We start from the raw sequence: 16,436 nt of genomic DNA, 5'->3' as shown, positions 1-16,436 counted from the left end.
CTGAGGTAGAAGATGATTCGTCGGAATTTTCTTGCGGTATTGGCGCTGGCCTTTTCCCTGCCGGTCGCGGCCTGGGCCGATGCACCCCTCAAGGTTGTGGCCACGACGGGCATGATTGCTGACGCGGCCCGTCAGGTCGGTGGTGATCAGGTAGACGTCAAAGGGCTGATGGGGCCGGGCGTTGACCCGCATGCCTATCGTCAGACCCGCAGCGATATCGTGGCGATGACGCGCGCCGACCTGATCCTGTGGCATGGTTTGTACCTCGAAGCGCAGATGGAAGATTTCTTCCATGACCTTGAGCGCAAGCGGACCGTGGTTGCAGTTGCCGAAGGTATCGACACGTCGAAGCTGCGCGCGCATGACGATTACGCCGACAAATATGATCCGCATGTTTGGATGACGCCCGAGTTGTGGCGGGACGTGGTGCTTGAAGTGCAGGCGGCCCTCACCGAGGTGCGTCCTGAAGCGGCCGAGGTTTTTGCAGCGAATGCGCAGGCCCACCTGGCAGATATCGATCGCCTGACAGCCTATGCAGATCAAGTTCTGGCGTCCGTTCCGGACAACAACAAGGTTCTTGTAACCGCCCATGATGCCTTTGGTTACTTTGGTGAAAGTTTCGGGTTCGAGGTTCTGGGAATTCAGGGCATCTCGACCCAGTCCGAGGCGGGACTGAACCGGATAGGCGAATTGGTCGATCTGCTGGTTGACCGGAAGATCACGGCTGTTTTCGTCGAAAGCTCGGTTTCGGATCGTTCGATCCGCGCGCTGATCGAGGGCGCGGCCGCCAAGGGTCATGAGGTGCACGTGGGGGGCGAGTTGTTCTCGGACGCCATGGGTGAAGAGGGAACCTATGAAGGCACCTATCTTGGCATGCTGGACCATAACATCACGGTCATTGCCAGTGCTCTGGGTGGTGATGTGCCAGATCGTGGCATGGACGGAAAACTGTCGGCGGGGTTTTGATCGATGCTGGGCCTGATCAGCAATGAAGGCGTGACCGTCGGTGACACGGGGTTGGCCGACAGCCCCCTTGCCCTGCGCGGCCTGACGGTTTCATACGGGCAGAAACCAGCGGTGTTTTCAGTCGACATGACCATACAGCCCGGGGCGATGACCGCGATCATCGGGCCGAACGGGGCCGGGAAATCCACATTGCTCAAGGCGGCGCTTGGCATCGTTTCCCCTCTGTCAGGTCAAGTGACCGTGTTTGGCCAGCCATTGGACACGCAGCGCGCGCGCATTGCCTATGTTCCTCAGCGTGCCAGCGTGGATTGGGATTTTCCAACGCGTGTCATCGACGTGGTTCTGATGGGCCTGTCGCGCGAACTTGGCTTGCTGGGCCGTGTGCGTGCCCGCCACAAGGCGTGCGCGATGGATTGTTTGCACCGTGTGGGAATGCGGGATTTCGCGGATCGCCAGATCGGGCAGCTGTCCGGCGGGCAGCAGCAACGTGTCTTTCTGGCGCGCGCGCTGGCGCAGGGCGCGGATCTGTATCTTCTGGACGAACCTTTTGCAGGCGTCGATGCCGCCACCGAGAAAGCCATCATCTCGGTGCTGAAATCCCTGAAAGAGGCGGGCAAGACGGTTGTCGTGGTGCATCACGACCTTGCGACCGTGACCGATTATTTCGACCATGTCTTCCTGATCAACACCCGCAAGGTGGCCGAAGGACCAGTGGCCGAGGCCTTCACGGCGGAAACCTTGCAATCAGCATATGGCGGTCGACTGGCAACCGCGCAGATCGATCAGATATCGCGCGCGCTGGGGTAACGCATGCTTTGGGATGCTCTGACCCTGCAACTTGGCTACAACGCCACGCTGGTTGCTATCGGTGCAACCTTGCTGGGTGTGTCTGCCGGTGTGACGGGGACGTTTCTGTTTCTGCGTAAGCGCGCCTTGGTCAGTGACGCAATCAGCCACGCAACCCTGCCGGGCGTCTGTCTGGCTTTCATGGTATTGGTCGCGCTCGGAGGAGACGGGCGCAACCTGCTGGGCCTGTTGGCAGGATCGGCCATCTCGGCCTGGATCGGCCTTCTCTGCATGAACTGGCTGACGCGTCACACGCGTTTGGCCGAAGACGCCGCCATCGGAGCAGTCCTGTCGGTCTTCTTCGGCTTTGGCATCGTGTTGCTGACGGTCATTCAGACGATGGGCGTAGGCCGTCAGGCCGGGCTGGAAGGCTTCCTTTTGGGGTCCACTGCCGGGATGCTCTGGGCTGATGCGATGATCATTGCGGTCGGCGGCGCCGCGACGCTGCTGCTGGTCATGATCATTCGTCGCCCGATGATTCTTGTGGCCTTCGATCCTGAATATGCCGCAGCCTGCGGGTTGCCGGTGCACAGGATCGATCTGGCCATGATGGGTTTGGTCATGGCCGTGACCGTGATCGGCCTGAAAATCGTGGGTCTGATTCTGATCGTGGCTTTGTTGATCATTCCCGCCGTGACCGCGCGGTTCTGGTCCGAACGCTCGGACCATGTGGTTCTGCTTGCGGGAATGGCCGGCGGGTTGGCGGGGTACATTGGCGCGGCCATTTCGGCCTCGGCGCCAAACCTTCCGACGGGGCCGATTATCGTTCTGGTCAGCTTTGCCTTCTTTGTCGTGTCTTTGTTTCTGGCGCCGATACGTGGCGTTTTGGCGGCGGTGCTGCGCCATTTGCGCTTTCAGCGTCGGGTGCATATTCGTCAGGGTCTCTTGGCCTTGGCGCAGGGGCAAAAGATCTATGAGCCCCTGACCCTGCGCTTGCTGCGCCGCGCTGGGCTGGTGCGCGCGGACGGCGTCGCGACCGATATCGGCAAAGCCCGCGCGGCCAAGGCGTTGCGGGACGAAAAGCGCTGGGAAATCGTGCGCGCAGATCAGGCGCATGAGGCAACAGCCGCGCTTTATGACGGGTTGCGGGACATCGAAACCGTCCTGACCCGCGACCAGATCGCCGAGATAGACCGCCGCATCGGCGGGCCAATGGGGGTGCCGGTATGAGTGGTGAAGAATTTGTCCCCCTGTCTCTGACACCGTTGCTGATCGGTACGTTCGCGGCCATTGCCTGCGCGTTGCCCGGCAATTTTCTGGTGTTGCGCAAACAGGCATTGATCGGAGACGCGATCAGCCATGTGGTGCTGCCGGGAATCGTCGTGGCGTTTCTGATCACAGGGGCGATATCGACCTGGCCGATGATGCTGGGCGCGGCGGGCGCTGCCGTTGTGGCCGTGGTGCTGATCGAAGCCATTCGGCGATTGGGTCAGATCGAGCCCGGGGCCGCCATGGGCGTGGTCTTTACCACCATGTTCGCCGCGGGGGTCCTGCTGCTCGAGCAGACGGATACGTCGACGGTGCATCTGGATGTGGAACATGCGCTTTACGGCAATCTCGAAAGCCTGATTTGGCTGGACGCCACCGGATGGTCGTCCTTGCTGGACACAGAGGCGCTGTCCGGGCTGCCCCCGGAATTACCCCGCATTGCGCTGACACTGGCCGGTGTGTCTTTGTTCACCTGGCTGTTCTGGCGGCCGCTGAAGATCTCTACCTTCGACGAAGGCTTTGCCCGGACCATTGGCATTCGCACCGGCGTTCTGGGCATGGCACTGGTCATCACCGCGGCAATTGCGGCGGTGGCGGCCTTCGACGCGGTGGGCTCGATCATCGTGATCGCCATGTTCATCTGCCCGCCCGCTGCAGCGCGGATGTTGACCAACCGGCTGGAAGCGCAGATTGCCTGGAGCGTTGTGTTCGCCATTGCCTCGGCGGTGTCGGGCTATGTGCTGGCAGGTTATGGGCCGCTGTGGCTGGGCGGCGCGGATGCCGTCAGCGCGGCGGGTATGATCGCCACGATGTCGGGCCTGATTCTTGCGGCGGCCGCGATGTTCGGACCCTGCCGGGGCAGGATCGGCGCGCGCATATCTGCCTGATCAGGCATTTTCCCGCCACACATGCCCACACGTCATCGGCCAATCTCTGCCAAGAAACTGAGCATGAGAATCTTAAGCAGATTTTCCGACAGGTGCGTGATACACGCGGTCTCATAAATTAGCTGAAACACACCACTCACTTGGCACGTCCGGGTGATCCTGAATGAGTTCTCATTCGCGGATACCCGGGCGCCCCCTCTCTTTGAAATCTGCGGTTCAAACCGGTGGCAGAATCGTGCGCGACTATGCTAGGTGTAGGGGTATGGCGCAGGCAAACCCCAATATCGGCGAAAAACGCCCCGTAATTCGGCAGCTCGACGATGCCGCAATCAACCGTATCGCGGCGGGTGAGGTGGTGGAACGACCGGCCTCGGCGGTCAAGGAACTGGTCGAGAATGCAATCGATGCCGGGGCCACGCGGATCGCCATCGATATCGCGGATGGCGGCAAGACCCTGATCCGGGTCACGGATGATGGCTGCGGTATCGCGGCGGAAGATCTGCCGCTGGCCCTGTCCCGCCATGCCACGTCAAAGATTGACGGTTCGGACCTGCTGAACATCCACACTTTCGGCTTTCGGGGCGAGGCGCTGCCGTCCTTGGGTGCTGTTGGGCGTCTGACCATAACCAGCCGCGTTCCCGGCGCGGATGCGGCGCAGGTGCACGTCGCGGGTGGCAAGATGGATGCGGTCAAACCCGCCGCCCTGCGCGCAGGCACTGTGGTCGAGCTGCGCGATCTGTTCTACGCCACACCGGCCCGCCTGAAATTCATGCGCACGGATCGGGCCGAGGGGCAGGCGATCACCGATATTGTGAAACGGCTGGCCATGGCCGAACCTTCCGTGACATTCGCCCTGCGGGATGTATCCGGCGGCGGAGAGGGTCGCGTGACCTTCCGTGCGGATCGCGAGAACGGAGATCTGTTTGATGCGCTCCACGCCCGACTGGCCCGCGTGATCGGGCGCGAATTCGCAGAAAACGCTTTGCAGATTGATGCCTCGCGTGATGGCATCCGGCTGTACGGCTATGCCGCCCTGCCAACCTACTCGCGGGGGGCTGCCGTGGCACAGTATCTTTTCGTCAATGGACGCCCCGTGCGCGACAAGATGCTGACCGGCGCGCTGCGAGCGGCCTATTTCGATTTCCTGAGCCGCGACCGCCACCCGGCTGCAGCGTTGTTCGTCGACTGCGACCCCACGCTGGTTGACGTGAACGTCCACCCCGCGAAATCCGAGGTTCGGTTCCGGGATCCCGGTGTCGCGCGGGGGCTGATCGTGTCCAGTCTGCGCCATGCATTGGCGGAAGCCGGGCACAGGGCATCCTCGACCGTGGCGAATGCGACGCTGGGCGCGATGCGGCCGGAACCCGCACAGCCTGCTCCGGCGCGGGTTTACCAGATGGATCGCCCGTCACCTGCCGCGTGCACGGCGGCGTATCGCGCGCAGGCTCCGGGTTTTGCCGAGCTGGCCAATGACTACAGCGGCAGCATTGTCGAGCCGACTCCGGTTGCGCAGGTCGCCGAGGTGCAGGAGCAGCCTCAGGCGCAGGATCTGCCGCTGGGTGCAGCCCGCGGACAGGTGCACGAGAATTACATCATTGCCCAGACCGCCGATGGCATGGTGATCGTAGATCAACATGCTGCACATGAACGGCTGGTTTATGAGAAGCTGAAAACGCAGATGTCCGAGAACGGCGTCGCGGCGCAGGCCCTGCTAATTCCGGAAATCGTGGAATTGTCCGACGGGGATTGCGCCCGCCTGATGGCCGTCGCAGATGACTTGACGCGCCTTGGCCTGACGATCGAGCCCTTCGGCGGAAGCGCCATTGCCGTACGCGAAACCCCCGCCATTCTGGGTGAAGTCGATGCACGCGCCATGATCCTCGACATCCTGGATGAACTTGCCGATCAGGGTGAAAGCCAGATGGTGCAGGCAAGGATCGAAGCGATCCTCAGCCGGGTGGCCTGCCATGGGTCGATCCGATCCGGTCGTCGGATGCGCGCCGAAGAGATGAATGCCCTGCTGCGCGAGATGGAGGCGACACCGCATTCCGGCCAGTGCAACCATGGGCGGCCCACCTATGTGGAACTGAAACTCAGCGACATCGAACGCCTGTTCGGGCGCAGTTGATCCTGCGGCCCGGCGGGGCTATGAAGAATAAAACAAGAACACGCGAGTTGTGATGATCGAGATTGCAGGCACCCAATATACATTGAATGACCCTGTCATACTGGTCGGGGGTGGCGTGGTGGCGTTGATTCTGCTGTTGCTGTTCCTGTCGTTGCGGGCGGCCAACCGCTCGGCCCGGATGGCGGAACCTTTGGCGCGGCAGATGGCGCATCTGGGTCAGCATGTTCAGCAACTGGGCCAGGGGCAGGAACAGTTGCGCGGCGGTCTTCAGCATGTCTCGGACACTCAGGCCAACGCGCAGATGCAGGTGATTCAGACGGTCGAGGCGCGTTTGGCTTCGGTCCAGCAACAGATGAATGACCGGCTAGCGGATAATGCGATGAAATCGGCGCGTGCGCTGGCCGAGATGCAGGAACGGATGAAAGAGACGTTGCATGGCTCGTCGAAACAGACGGCGACCTCGCTGACCCAATTGCAGGAACGTCTGGCCGCCATCGACAAGGCGCAGGACAATATCACCAAACTGTCAGGCGATGTGCTGTCTTTGCAGGATATCCTGTCAAACAAGCAAAGGCGCGGGATGTTCGGTGAAATCCAGCTGAACGATATCGTGTCCAAGGCGCTGCCCGCTGACAGTTATTCGTTGCAGGCCACGTTGTCGAACGGCAGGCGGGCGGACTGCCTGATTCACTTGCCGAACCCGCCGGGACCGATCGTGATCGACGCAAAGTTCCCGTTGGAGGATTTCGAGGCGCTGGCCGCTGCGCAGACAAAGGCGGATGTCGATAGATGCCTGCGGGCCTTTGGCGCTGCGGTGAAAGTGCATATCAAGGCGATTTCCGAAAAGTACATCCTGGACGGGGAAACTGCGGACGGCGCCTTGATGTTCGTGCCTTCCGAGGCGATTTATGCCGAGCTGCACGCGCGTCTGCCCGATGTCGTGCGTGAAGGGTTCGCCGCGCGGGTCTGGATCGTGTCCCCGACGACGTGCATGGCCACGCTGAATACCATGCGGGCGATCCTGAAAGACGCGCGTATGCGCGAACAGGCCGGAGCGATCCGCAAAGAGTTGGGGTTGCTGCACAAGGATGTGGACCGCCTGGGTGATCGCGTCTCGAACCTGGACCGTCATTTCGGGCAGGCGGCCAAGGATATCTCGGAAATCAAGATCAGCGCCGAAAAGGCTGGCCGACGTGCGCAGCGTTTGGACAATTTCGACTTTGAAGAAATCGAGACCAAGGCCGAAAACGGCGTTGTACCCCTTGCTCGACACGAAGGTTGAAATCTACTGGATGGACAGATCCAGGTTGTACCCCACGGTTTTTCCGGTATCCCTGTCATTGCCCATCAGATAGACGCGGATCGTATAGTCTCCATCGTCGGGCAAGGTGATCCGGGCCGTATTGCCGTCAATCGACCCGTTATAGATCGCCACACCGTCGCTGCCCGGCGGCAGGATGTTGAAATAGATCACGCCGTTACCATTGGTGTCGCTGACCTGAAGATCGGCAAACATCTCCTGTCCGGCTTTGGCGCCCAGCGAATAGTCGAAGTACTCATCTCCTGAGATGGTTCCGCTGACCATGGTGCCAAAATTGCCGGGCTGAAACTGAACCTCGGCCGACATTTGGGCCGATGCGACGGGCGCGATTGCAACGAGAAGGACGCACACAGCAAGTCTTGCGAACATAATCATTCCTTTCAAAACACGCCGTACGCGGCCCTCGCGGGCAAATTCAGATGCGCAGGAAGGGTTGGAACAGGCGTGGCATCAACTTGGTGAATTTCAACGGTGCATCCGTAACCGCCAGACAAATACAATCTTCCGAAATGTCCGCCACAGGCGTGTGTTCCAAATCCTCGTCCGCGATCTCGACGTCGCCACGGGCGAAGCGATCCACTTCGTCCGAGAATGCGCCCTGAAGCACCATCGTCAATTCTATACCGTTGTGGCTATGATCTGGTACAGCCGTTCCGGCTGGAATGAACAGCAACCGGGCCGAGGCCTCGCTTGTGGTCGGAAGAATGGCCTGTTTCACACCCATGCCGATCGGTTTCCATCGGATATCTGAAACCGTACCGCCGACATAATCCTGCAACGGGGCCGGCAATACCGAGCAGTTCGGACGCGCTGGTTTGGCTGCTGGCGCACCTTTGGAGATCAACGCCATAGTCGCGGCCAGAGATGTATCACTCATGGCAATGGATTCAGTCTGTTCCTCCAGAACATGCCCACCCACGGCGTCGTAACTTTCCGCCCGCGCACGGCAATGGTCACACAGCGACAGATGCGTCGCGACCATCAGGTCGAATGCCTCGGGCAGACTGCCTGCGGCATATGCCATCAGCAGGTCATCTGTCAGGTGATGTTTGATCGATTTACTCATCGTACTCATCTCAGTTCATCGCATGACGCAAGCGGTCCAGCGCCAGCCTGATTCGTGATTTGATCGTTCCCAGGGGCAACCCGGTCTGAGACGCAATTTCCCGATGACTCAGATCACCGAAATACGCCTTTTCGATCAGCTCTCTCTGCGCGTCTGGCAACGCTGTCAAAGCGGTGCGAAGCTGCGCGGTTTCTTGTTGTAGCGCGATAACATCGTCCTGCTCAGGCTCGGCCTCGGGACCCCACCACAACTCTTCGGGTTCGGGGCGGCGTTGCTTTCGCAGAACGTCAATGCGCTTGTTCCGAGCAATCGTGAATACCCAAGTAGCCACTGTTGCCCGCGTCGGGTCGAACAGATGGGCTTTGTGCCACAAGGTCGCCATCACCTCCTGCGCACACTCCTCGGCCATCGTGGCGTCTGATCCTGACTTCATCAGGAACGCCTTGATTCGTGGCGCGAAGTGCTGGAACAGCTCGGCAAATGCCGCCTGATCCTGCGCGTCGCGGATGCGCCTGACGTGATCCACCCATTCGGTTCTGGTCTCGCGCCTGCCGTTACTTCCGTTCACCCGTCTACCCTTGATGCGTTTCTTTTCGCGCCGAGGCTGAAGGGCGGCCGGTTCAGCCGCAGGTTCGTCCAAGGTCACGGTATCGATCTCGGTAAACATAACCTCATTACGGCGCGTTCCCCAAGCCGGATCACTTTATCGGGACATTATGATCCAAATTGTGCAAATTGCCGTATCAGGATTACCAGCATCTGAAGGAAATCAGTGTAGTTCAAAGCATTTACGTGAAGGCCAGAAAGCAGCGGATGACGCAGAAAATAGACCATATCGCGGGTCATACCTATCACGGGCGCAAGGGTGCGATTGAAAACGCATTCCGATACTCGGTCGATTACATCCTGCTGGACCCGGAAGAAGAGCTGGACACCCCTTTGCTGTTTTCGGTTGATCGCGCGAATGTCACGAACTGGCGCACCGCCGACCATGGGGGAGAGCCGGGTCACGGGGAAGGGTCCCAATGGCTCCGCGCGCGATTTGATGAAATGTCGGTGCAACAACCGGCGCGTTTCAAGTTGCTGACGCAACCGCGCGTTTTGGGGCACGTTTTCAATCCCGTCAGTTTTTGGTTCTGTTTTGACGACAGCGATCACCTTTATGCCGTGGTGGCCGAGGTCACCAATACCTATGGCACCCGTCACAGTTACCTGTGTCACAAACCCGATTTCTCGGTCATCGAACCGACTGACAGGGTGGTGGCGGACAAGCTGATGCATGTTTCACCGTTTCAGAAAATCGAAGGCAGCTATACGTTCCGCTTCGACTATCGCGCGGATCGCGTCGGTGTCTGGATTGATTACGGCCGCGCTGATGGTGGGCTGATCGCGACGCTGACCGGTCCTCGGCAACCCCTGACCAACCGCGTGATCCTGTGGTCCTTGCTGCGGCGGCCATTCGGCGCCCGGCGAACCTTTGCACTGATCGTCTGGCAGGCGTTCAGGCTGTGGCTGAAAAAAGCCACCTTTCGCCCGTTTCGCAGGCAACCGGTACCGGACCAGCCGATTTCGCGTGCGCGGAACTAGGGCCGTTGTTTGCGTAAGATCAAAGACTCGGCCCTTGTTCGGTGATTGTGATGGCACGACAACCGCGAACACGAGGAGCTGATGCATGTTGGAAATATCGGCAAGAAAGGTCGCTCAGATTGCCATGATGGGGCGCGAGCTGAACCGGGCAGAAGGTGAAATGCGCGCCTTCATCGAACGTATGAGCGAAGACGAGCAAGCCGAACTGGTTGCCATCATGTGGATCGGCCGCGAAAGCTTTTTCCCCGAGGATCTAGCCGAAGCGATTGCCACTGCCAAGGCCGAGGCCTCGACCCCCTGCGCCGACTACCTGATCGGCACTCCGCACATGTCAGACCACCTCGAGAACGGTCTGGACGCGCTGGGGATATCGGCCGAGGACGTTGAAAACGATCTGATGTGACTTGCCTGCAAAGGGGTGGTTTCTGCGACGGATCGACATTCGCGTTATCTTGATCCGCCACGGAAAAGACATGTCGCGGGCCTGGATCGAAATCTGCAATCAACGCGCCGGTCCAGCCCGAACTTTCCCTCCAATACAGTCTTAACAAACCTTAATGAACCGGTTTGGCAACGTTAAGGCAGCCTTCCCAAATTTGATGTCAGGAAGACAAAGACATTGAGTTCAGGAGGAGAAAGACATGTCACATACACAAACATTCGAAGGCCGGGGTGGTCTGCTTGACGGTCTGTTTTCAAACTATGCAGAAGCAAAGGTCGAGCATTTCCGCCGCCGAATTTTTTCGAAAACCGTGCGGGATCTGGAAAAGCTTGATGACGTACAACTGGCCGACATCGGCATCCAGCGGGATCAGATCAAAAGACGCGCATATGAAAGTGTGTATCACAACAAGCCATACCGGCAGTGATCAAGCATTCAGCGTGCACTGAAACCAATCCCCGAAAGCATGTTAGCGAGGTTACCAGAATGTTCGACGTCACACCGCCCACCAATCAACCGGCTCCGGCCGCCAGCGCGCTTTTGCTGTTCGATCGTGCCATGCGGATCCGTTCGATCAGCCCTGATATTGTCCGCGCAGCCCAGCATCTGAATGCTCTGACCGATCATCAGTTGTCCGAGCTGGGCATCAACCGCAGTGATATCGAAGATACCATCCAGCGGTATATCTGAAGGCCGGGTGAGGGAAACCCGAACGAGGACAACATGCGCAAAGTAAGAAAATGAAAGCCATTCCAGATAGTCTGGAATGCCTTTTTTGCATTCAGGCCGTGTGATCGACGATTTGCAGATGCTGGGCCAGCTTGTCGATTTCACCCATCCATCCCTGCACCAGCTTGGGATCGCTGGGGGCCGCGTGAACACCGGCCGGGATGGCGCGGTTCAATACGGCCTCGACCGCAAGTGAGACCGGAATCGACACCAGACGCGCCATCGCCGTGCCACGCTCGTCGCCCCAGGCATCCATCACATAGGTCTTGTGCCAGACTTCGACGCCTTCTTTCTCGGCCTTCAATCCCACGCACAACACAACACGATCAGGCTCGCCTTCGTCATAGGCGTTTTCCTCCCAGAACTGGTCCGACATCTCTTTCAGACGCGCATCCCCTTCCGGGCCGGACAGGGTTTCGATCTCGGTGAACACATCCGACCACGCATCGGCCCAGCCGTTCAGACGCAAAGTGCCGCGGACGAATTCCTTGACCGGCCAGTGATCCTCGAAATGATACTGCGCCATGAAGGGGATTGAATCGCGGTTCGGGTAGACCTCGAAGCTTTCCGGTGTCGGCAGTGGGGCGATGTAGCTGCTGATCGCATCCCAGGGGCGGGCAACGTCCAGCGGCGCGTAATTGCGGATCGATTTCGACGGCGACCGCAGCGCTTTCAACACGCCCAGCGGCGACCAGCTGAATTTATAGCGGAACGGGTTGGGGTTCTTGGGAATGCCGCCGCAATAGGAAATGAAGCTCAGGTGGTTTTCCGGGTCGAAGGCATCGGAGCCGCGGTAGTCGTCGATCAGGGCGTGTGCCATCAGGTGATCGATGCCCGGGTCCAGCCCGACCTCGTTGACCAGTGCGACACCGGCCTCGCGTGCCTTGTCATCCAGCGCGCGCATCTCGGGCGCGATATACGAAGACGAGACGAAATTGGCCTGTTTCGAAATCGCCAGGTCCGCAAGCGGCACATGCCAGTCGCCCGGCAGCATCGAGACGATCACATCGCCCTTCTCCAGTACGGCGCCAAGCGCGTCGATGTCGAAGGCCCGGATGTCGTCGGTCAGGTCTCCGACCTCGGTCCTGGCCTTGTCGACGGTCCGGTTCCACACGGTGACCTTGTGGCCGCCTTCGATCAGGCGACGCAGGCCGGGAATGGCCGAGAGGCCGGTGCCACACCAATGAATGGTCATCGTTCAGAGTCCTTCAATATGCGTTTTGTAAGTTGCTTCTGCCCGCCCCCAGACACCGCTGTCCAGATCGGCCAGAGTCAGCAAGGACGGCAGCAGTTGCGCGGCATAGTCTTCCGAGCTTTCGACCGGCAGCATCGACGGCAGGTTGTCGATCGCCATCACGTCCATCACCGGGTCGGTGGCCACGCGCAGGGCGGGTTCTTGCCAAGTGGTGGCGCGGTCATAGACGGGCACCGGGTTGTAGTCGCTGTCCGGGTCGCAGGCCACGTCACCGATGGCGGTCAGCTTGCGCGAGGCGGTCAATGCCTCGCGCGGGACGAAGACAGGCGTTCCGGGGCGCGCGAAGATGCAGTTCAGGAACAGATCATGGTCGAGGATTTCCGGGAAAGGCCCACCGCTGGCGGTTTCTGCCATGTCCCACTTGGTGACCGCGACGCCCATCGCCTCACACAGGTCTGCGGCGCCGGTGCCTACACGGCCCAAAGCTCCGATGACGATGGCGCGGGGGCGGGGCGCGCCGGTGGCGTCCAATTCTGCCAGAAGTTCGGCGTTCAGCGCGTCCTTGCCGGGATAGACGCCGACGGGGCCGCAGATCCCGCCCCGTTGCTGCGCCGCCCAGGTCTTGAGCGTTACTGCCGCGCCCGCGTAGCCTGCCCAATAGCCGAATGCGGCGACCCGGCGACCATCCTCATCCACGAGGTATTCCAGATCATAAAGCGTGCCGCCGCCCGCCTTGAACCGTTCCAGCAGAGCCCGGCCCGAATGCTGGCCCTTGAAGGCATGGCCGAACATGATGTGGCGATGCGGCAGGGGTGTACCGTCTTCGGGCAGTTCCTTGAGGCCGAAGATGATCGCGTCCAGCGGGGCCTCGGGCCAGGAATTCTCGGGCGCGATCTCGCAACCTGCTTCCTTGTAGCCGTCCAGTGGAATGGCACGGGCATGGCTTTCCTCGACCGTCACGCGGATGCCGGCCGCGATCAGCGCCGCGGCACCTTCCGGCGTCAGCCCAACCCGTTCTTCGTTCGGGCGCTGTTCTGCCCGGACCCAGAGATGTGTCATCATATTTCCTTTTGTCAGAGCATTCCGGCAGCACGCACTGCCTGAACCGAAGGGCGTGCCTCCATCGCCTCACGGAAGGCGACGATTTTTGGAAAGGCCGAAACGTCCACGCCATCGCCTTCCAGCCAGCTGCACACCACATACAGATAGGCATCGGCCAGCGAAAACGCCTCGCCCAGCACAAATGGACCACGCAGGCCGTTCGACGAGATATAATCGCAGGACGCGGTCATCGTCTGCGCGACCTTGTCTTTCATGTCTTTCCAGCTGGATTTCTTGTCGGCCCAGCGGTGCCCGCGCATCTTGTGCGCGTGGTTCACATGCATGGTCGAGGCAAGGTAGAACATCACTTCGCGCATCCGGGCAGCCATCACCGGATCAGCCGGCACCAGCCCGGCCTCGGGGGCCTTGGCTGCAACGAATTCCAGCAGGGCTCCGGTTTCGGTCAGGATGCCGCCATCCACCACCAGCGCCGGAACGCGGCCTTTGGGGTTTATTTGCTTGTAAGCTGGTTTCGTCTGTTCGCCCCTGGCGAAGTCGAGCTTGACCGCTTCGTATTCCAGCCCGGCCTCTTCCAGTGCGATCGCGACAGCGACCGAGATGGTTCGGGGTGCATAGTAGAGCTGCATCAGGCGTCTCCGATCTGGTTACAGGTGGGTCTGTGCGAACTGCCGATCAGGGGCTTCCAGATGCGGAACGGCATTGAAAAGAACCGGGCTCAGCTGAGCGCCAATCGGATGCAGACGATGCATCGACGTGTTCATGATGGCAAGGGCCACCCGTGCCATTGACGGGATATCCAACCCCATCGCCTGCCGCACCACCATCGAAATCAACCCGCCCGAGGTCACGACGATTGCCGGTCCGCCCTCGGTCCCGATCTCGTGCAGCGCGTCGCGCACGCGCGTCTCGAATTCTTCGAAGGTTTCCGGTGCGTTCTTGATTTCGCCATTGGCCCAGGCCGCAAATGTTCTGGGCAGGTGTTCGACGAAACCTTCGCGGTCGGTGGGGATCGCGACGCCGTGTTGGTCCTCGAACAGTTGCGCCAGCGTGAAATACTCGATCTCGTTCAGTCGCGCGTCACGGATTGGATCGTGCAATCCCATGCTGTCCGCTGTCTCGGCGTGGCGGGTCAGGGTGCCGCAATAGACCCGGGCATAGTGGCTGCGGGTGTCACGCAGATGCGCCCCCAGCCAGCGCGCCTGCTGATGCCCCAAGTCGCTGAGCCTGTCATAGCTTGCCTCGTCCCGCGCCGTTGTGTTCGCCTGCCCGTGACGCACCAATGTGATATGTGACATGTCGGTCCCTCTTGCGCCGAAGTCTTAGGGCAGGTTCCCCTCCGGTGCCAGAGGGGTTTCACGCCTGTCGAAAAAAACCTCGCTCCTTTTCTGTTTCTGGCTATGGTTCGCCTCGAACAAACCTTCGGAGGGGTTTATGACCGTCGATCACACGCGTTTTCTGACCGACCTGCATAAGTTGCGTGAATTCGGTGCCGCGGGAGTGGGCAAGGGGGTTGTCCGCCCTGCCTATTCCGACGCGGATATCGCTGCGCGCCAGTGGCTTGCCGGACGTATGTGCGAAGCGGGCCTGACCCCGCAGTTTGACCCGGTGGGAAACCTGTTCGGATTGGCGTCCGGTCCTTCGCTGCTGATGGGATCACATTCCGACAGTCAGCCCGAAGGCGGCTGGCTGGACGGCGCCCTTGGCGTCATCGCCGCGCTGGAAGTCGCACGTTCCGTCGACCGTCCCATTTCAGTTGTCAGCTTTCAGGACGAAGAGGGGCGTTTTGGCGTGACCACAGGTTCTGCTGTCTGGTCAGGCGGGTTGTCTCTGGAAAAAGCTGATGTGTTGACCGATGGGGCGGGCGTCAGCTTTGGCCAGGCCCGATCGTCCATGGCAGATCTGTCCCAGGGATTCGTGGACCCGTCCCGTTTCGATGGCTTTATAGAGATGCATATCGAACAGGGCCCCTCGCTGGACGCGTCCGGAGACCAGATCGGAGTCGTCACCGATATCGTTGGCATCCGCGATATGTCGATCACCTTCGAAGGTCAGCAGAACCACGCCGGCACCACCCCCATGCACCTGCGCCGCGACGCATTTCAGGCCCTGTCCCTGTTCAACACCCGGCTCAATGAGGGGTTTCGCAATGTCGTCACGCCGCAGACGGTCTGGACCGTCGGGCGGGTCAACCTGCATCCAAACGCTTCGTCCATCGTGCCGGGGAGGGTTCGGTTCTCGATGCAATGGCGCGATGCTGATGCAGACCGTTTGGCCCGGATGGAGGAGATCATTCGGGCGACAGCTCAAGAAACCGCTGAGCAACTGGGGATGAGTTTGGATTACGGCCCCATGCTGGGGCTGGATCCCGTTGCCATGGATCCGACCTTGCGCCGCGCTCTTGAACGCGGTGCGGAACAGGTCGCACCGCGTCGGTGGCGCAGAATGCCCTCGGGGGCCTTGCATGATGCCACCAACGTGTCTCGCCTGATGCCGGTCGCGATGCTGTTCACGCCCTCGATCGACGGAATCAGCCATGATTTTGCAGAAGATACGGCAGAGGTCGATTTGATTGCGGGGCTGGAAACTCTAGTGCGTGCCGTACGGTCTCTCTCTGTCTAAACGCCACTTTGCAACGAAAAATCCCGAAGAAGGTGGTGCATCGACGGTGAAATCCTCCCCCCGGCATTCGGTCGGGCGCCGGGGATTTCATGCGATGGAAACGAGGGTTGTTGCCTAACGGAAATTAGTTTCCTATAGGAACATTCATGATGCATGCGTCTGTATACCGCCTCTTCTTCGGATCGGTGTTTCACTAGAAACCGGGTGGAATCATTGCATTCTATGCGGCTTGGGGCAGACTGACGGTTATGCATTTTGACCTTTGGATAATCGGAAGTTGACCGGATCATGACCACACCGAAGCGCACGCCTCTCCACTCTTTGCACGTCGAGCTTGGCGGCAAGATGGTTGATTTTGCGGGTTGGGAGATGCCTGTTC

Annotated in this window: 18 protein-coding genes; 11 read left to right on the top strand and 7 right to left on the bottom strand. The window is 60.1% G+C overall.

Annotation, left to right across the window (positions count from 1 at the left end; all coding sequences use genetic code 11):
• Positions 1 to 12 precede the first annotated feature (12 nt).
• The 6 genes from GOW60_RS15040 (at position 13) to GOW60_RS15015 (ending at position 7,318) form a co-directional block, all read left to right on the top strand.
• Positions 13 to 966 carry a metal ABC transporter solute-binding protein, Zn/Mn family gene (locus GOW60_RS15040; protein WP_171229906.1) on the top strand — a complete coding sequence of 318 codons (954 nt, stop codon included), beginning with the start codon at positions 13 to 15 and terminating at the stop codon, positions 964 to 966.
• A 3-nt stretch (positions 967 to 969) separates the two neighbouring features.
• Positions 970 to 1,773 (top strand): metal ABC transporter ATP-binding protein, encoded by an 804-nt coding sequence (locus GOW60_RS15035; protein WP_171229905.1) that lies wholly within the window; start codon positions 970 to 972, stop codon positions 1,771 to 1,773.
• Positions 1,774 to 1,776: 3 nt separating this feature from the next.
• On the top strand, positions 1,777 to 2,982 hold the full coding sequence (locus tag GOW60_RS15030) for a metal ABC transporter permease (protein ID WP_171229904.1): 1,206 nt from the start codon (positions 1,777 to 1,779) through the stop codon (positions 2,980 to 2,982).
• Entirely contained in the window at positions 2,979 to 3,908 is a 930-nt protein-coding gene (locus GOW60_RS15025) for a metal ABC transporter permease (protein ID WP_171117227.1), read from the top strand. Before GOW60_RS15030 ends, GOW60_RS15025 begins: the two co-directional genes overlap by 4 nt.
• A gap of 262 nt (positions 3,909 to 4,170) precedes the next feature.
• Complete coding sequence (mutL, locus tag GOW60_RS15020) at positions 4,171 to 6,036, top strand: DNA mismatch repair endonuclease MutL (RefSeq protein WP_171229903.1); 1,866 nt, start codon at positions 4,171 to 4,173, stop codon at positions 6,034 to 6,036.
• Positions 6,037 to 6,088: 52 nt separating this feature from the next.
• Entirely contained in the window at positions 6,089 to 7,318 is a 1,230-nt protein-coding gene (locus GOW60_RS15015; protein WP_171229902.1) for a DNA recombination protein RmuC, read from the top strand.
• Positions 7,319 to 7,321: 3 nt separating this feature from the next.
• Here GOW60_RS15015 and GOW60_RS15010 read toward each other — a convergent pair whose 3' ends face one another.
• Genes GOW60_RS15010 through GOW60_RS15000 form a run of 3 tightly spaced genes read right to left on the bottom strand, consistent with a single transcriptional unit; the run spans position 7,322 to position 9,090 of the window.
• Positions 7,322 to 7,726, bottom strand: coding sequence for a hypothetical protein (locus GOW60_RS15010; protein WP_152459930.1), 405 nt, complete (start codon positions 7,724 to 7,726; stop codon positions 7,322 to 7,324).
• Positions 7,727 to 7,772: 46 nt separating this feature from the next.
• Entirely contained in the window at positions 7,773 to 8,423 is a 651-nt protein-coding gene (locus GOW60_RS15005; RefSeq protein ID WP_171229901.1) for a ChrR family anti-sigma-E factor, read from the bottom strand.
• A 10-nt stretch (positions 8,424 to 8,433) separates the two neighbouring features.
• Positions 8,434 to 9,090, bottom strand: coding sequence for a sigma-70 family RNA polymerase sigma factor (locus tag GOW60_RS15000; RefSeq protein ID WP_152459351.1), 657 nt, complete (start codon positions 9,088 to 9,090; stop codon positions 8,434 to 8,436).
• 146 nt (positions 9,091 to 9,236) lie between these two features.
• Here GOW60_RS15000 and GOW60_RS14995 point away from each other — a divergent pair, with 146 nt between their 5' ends.
• From GOW60_RS14995 to GOW60_RS14980, 4 genes are all read left to right on the top strand, one after another.
• Positions 9,237 to 10,010: a DUF1365 domain-containing protein gene (locus GOW60_RS14995; RefSeq protein ID WP_171229900.1), complete on the top strand. Its 774-nt coding sequence runs from the start codon at positions 9,237 to 9,239 to the stop codon at positions 10,008 to 10,010.
• An 85-nt stretch (positions 10,011 to 10,095) separates the two neighbouring features.
• The gene (locus GOW60_RS14990) at positions 10,096 to 10,413 is read left to right on the top strand and encodes a DUF3775 domain-containing protein (protein WP_152459349.1); all 318 of its coding nucleotides are present in this window, start codon (positions 10,096 to 10,098) and stop codon (positions 10,411 to 10,413) included.
• Positions 10,414 to 10,651: 238 nt separating this feature from the next.
• The gene (locus tag GOW60_RS14985) at positions 10,652 to 10,879 is read left to right on the top strand and encodes a DUF1127 domain-containing protein (RefSeq protein ID WP_152459348.1); all 228 of its coding nucleotides are present in this window, start codon (positions 10,652 to 10,654) and stop codon (positions 10,877 to 10,879) included.
• A 59-nt stretch (positions 10,880 to 10,938) separates the two neighbouring features.
• Entirely contained in the window at positions 10,939 to 11,142 is a 204-nt protein-coding gene (locus tag GOW60_RS14980; protein WP_171229899.1) for a DUF1127 domain-containing protein, read from the top strand.
• A gap of 91 nt (positions 11,143 to 11,233) precedes the next feature.
• Here the strand turns inward: GOW60_RS14980 and GOW60_RS14975 are convergent, their stop codons facing one another.
• The 4 genes from GOW60_RS14975 to GOW60_RS14960 are packed head-to-tail and all read right to left on the bottom strand — an operon-like array spanning position 11,234 to position 14,733.
• Positions 11,234 to 12,376, bottom strand: coding sequence for a saccharopine dehydrogenase family protein (locus GOW60_RS14975; RefSeq protein ID WP_171229898.1), 1,143 nt, complete (start codon positions 12,374 to 12,376; stop codon positions 11,234 to 11,236).
• 3 nt (positions 12,377 to 12,379) lie between these two features.
• A complete protein-coding gene (locus GOW60_RS14970) occupies positions 12,380 to 13,435 on the bottom strand; it encodes a saccharopine dehydrogenase (RefSeq protein WP_171229897.1) in 1,056 nt (351 codons plus the stop codon).
• Positions 13,436 to 13,449: 14 nt separating this feature from the next.
• Positions 13,450 to 14,064 carry a glutathione S-transferase family protein gene (locus GOW60_RS14965; protein ID WP_171229896.1) on the bottom strand — a complete coding sequence of 205 codons (615 nt, stop codon included), beginning with the start codon at positions 14,062 to 14,064 and terminating at the stop codon, positions 13,450 to 13,452.
• Positions 14,065 to 14,082: 18 nt separating this feature from the next.
• The gene (locus GOW60_RS14960) at positions 14,083 to 14,733 is read right to left on the bottom strand and encodes a histidine phosphatase family protein (protein WP_171229895.1); all 651 of its coding nucleotides are present in this window, start codon (positions 14,731 to 14,733) and stop codon (positions 14,083 to 14,085) included.
• Positions 14,734 to 14,869: 136 nt separating this feature from the next.
• Here GOW60_RS14960 and GOW60_RS14955 point away from each other — a divergent pair, with 136 nt between their 5' ends.
• The gene (locus tag GOW60_RS14955) at positions 14,870 to 16,057 is read left to right on the top strand and encodes a Zn-dependent hydrolase (protein ID WP_171229894.1); all 1,188 of its coding nucleotides are present in this window, start codon (positions 14,870 to 14,872) and stop codon (positions 16,055 to 16,057) included.
• Positions 16,058 to 16,436 lie beyond the last annotated feature (379 nt).

The organism is Ruegeria sp. HKCCA4008 (assembly GCF_013033125.1).
In the GTDB taxonomy this organism is placed as follows: Bacteria; Pseudomonadota; Alphaproteobacteria; order Rhodobacterales; family Rhodobacteraceae; genus Ruegeria.
The sequence above is the reverse complement of the archived record's forward strand: the minus strand, read 5'-3'. Positions and strand labels throughout refer to the sequence as shown.

Excerpts from the sequence above, each read along its gene's own strand:
- GOW60_RS14955 (WP_171229894.1), top strand. The coding sequence starts at position 14,870 with ATGACCGTCGATCACACGCGTTTTCTGACCGACCTGCATAAGTTGCGT.
- GOW60_RS15040 (WP_171229906.1), top strand. The coding sequence starts at position 13 with ATGATTCGTCGGAATTTTCTTGCGGTATTGGCGCTGGCCTTTTCCCTG.
- GOW60_RS15015 (WP_171229902.1), top strand. The coding sequence starts at position 6,089 with ATGATCGAGATTGCAGGCACCCAATATACATTGAATGACCCTGTCATA.
- GOW60_RS15005 (WP_171229901.1), bottom strand. The coding sequence starts at position 8,423 with ATGAGTAAATCGATCAAACATCACCTGACAGATGACCTGCTGATGGCA.
- GOW60_RS14980 (WP_171229899.1), top strand. The coding sequence starts at position 10,939 with ATGTTCGACGTCACACCGCCCACCAATCAACCGGCTCCGGCCGCCAGC.
- GOW60_RS14960 (WP_171229895.1), bottom strand. The coding sequence starts at position 14,733 with ATGTCACATATCACATTGGTGCGTCACGGGCAGGCGAACACAACGGCG.
- mutL (WP_171229903.1), top strand. The coding sequence starts at position 4,171 with ATGGCGCAGGCAAACCCCAATATCGGCGAAAAACGCCCCGTAATTCGG.
- GOW60_RS14990 (WP_152459349.1), top strand. The coding sequence starts at position 10,096 with ATGTTGGAAATATCGGCAAGAAAGGTCGCTCAGATTGCCATGATGGGG.
- GOW60_RS15025 (WP_171117227.1), top strand. The coding sequence starts at position 2,979 with ATGAGTGGTGAAGAATTTGTCCCCCTGTCTCTGACACCGTTGCTGATC.
- GOW60_RS14970 (WP_171229897.1), bottom strand. The coding sequence starts at position 13,435 with ATGACACATCTCTGGGTCCGGGCAGAACAGCGCCCGAACGAAGAACGG.
- GOW60_RS15000 (WP_152459351.1), bottom strand. The coding sequence starts at position 9,090 with ATGTTTACCGAGATCGATACCGTGACCTTGGACGAACCTGCGGCTGAA.
- GOW60_RS14995 (WP_171229900.1), top strand. The coding sequence starts at position 9,237 with ATGACGCAGAAAATAGACCATATCGCGGGTCATACCTATCACGGGCGC.
- GOW60_RS14975 (WP_171229898.1), bottom strand. The coding sequence starts at position 12,376 with ATGACCATTCATTGGTGTGGCACCGGCCTCTCGGCCATTCCCGGCCTG.
- GOW60_RS15030 (WP_171229904.1), top strand. The coding sequence starts at position 1,777 with ATGCTTTGGGATGCTCTGACCCTGCAACTTGGCTACAACGCCACGCTG.
- GOW60_RS14985 (WP_152459348.1), top strand. The coding sequence starts at position 10,652 with ATGTCACATACACAAACATTCGAAGGCCGGGGTGGTCTGCTTGACGGT.
- GOW60_RS15010 (WP_152459930.1), bottom strand. The coding sequence starts at position 7,726 with ATGTTCGCAAGACTTGCTGTGTGCGTCCTTCTCGTTGCAATCGCGCCC.
- GOW60_RS14965 (WP_171229896.1), bottom strand. The coding sequence starts at position 14,064 with ATGCAGCTCTACTATGCACCCCGAACCATCTCGGTCGCTGTCGCGATC.
- GOW60_RS15035 (WP_171229905.1), top strand. The coding sequence starts at position 970 with ATGCTGGGCCTGATCAGCAATGAAGGCGTGACCGTCGGTGACACGGGG.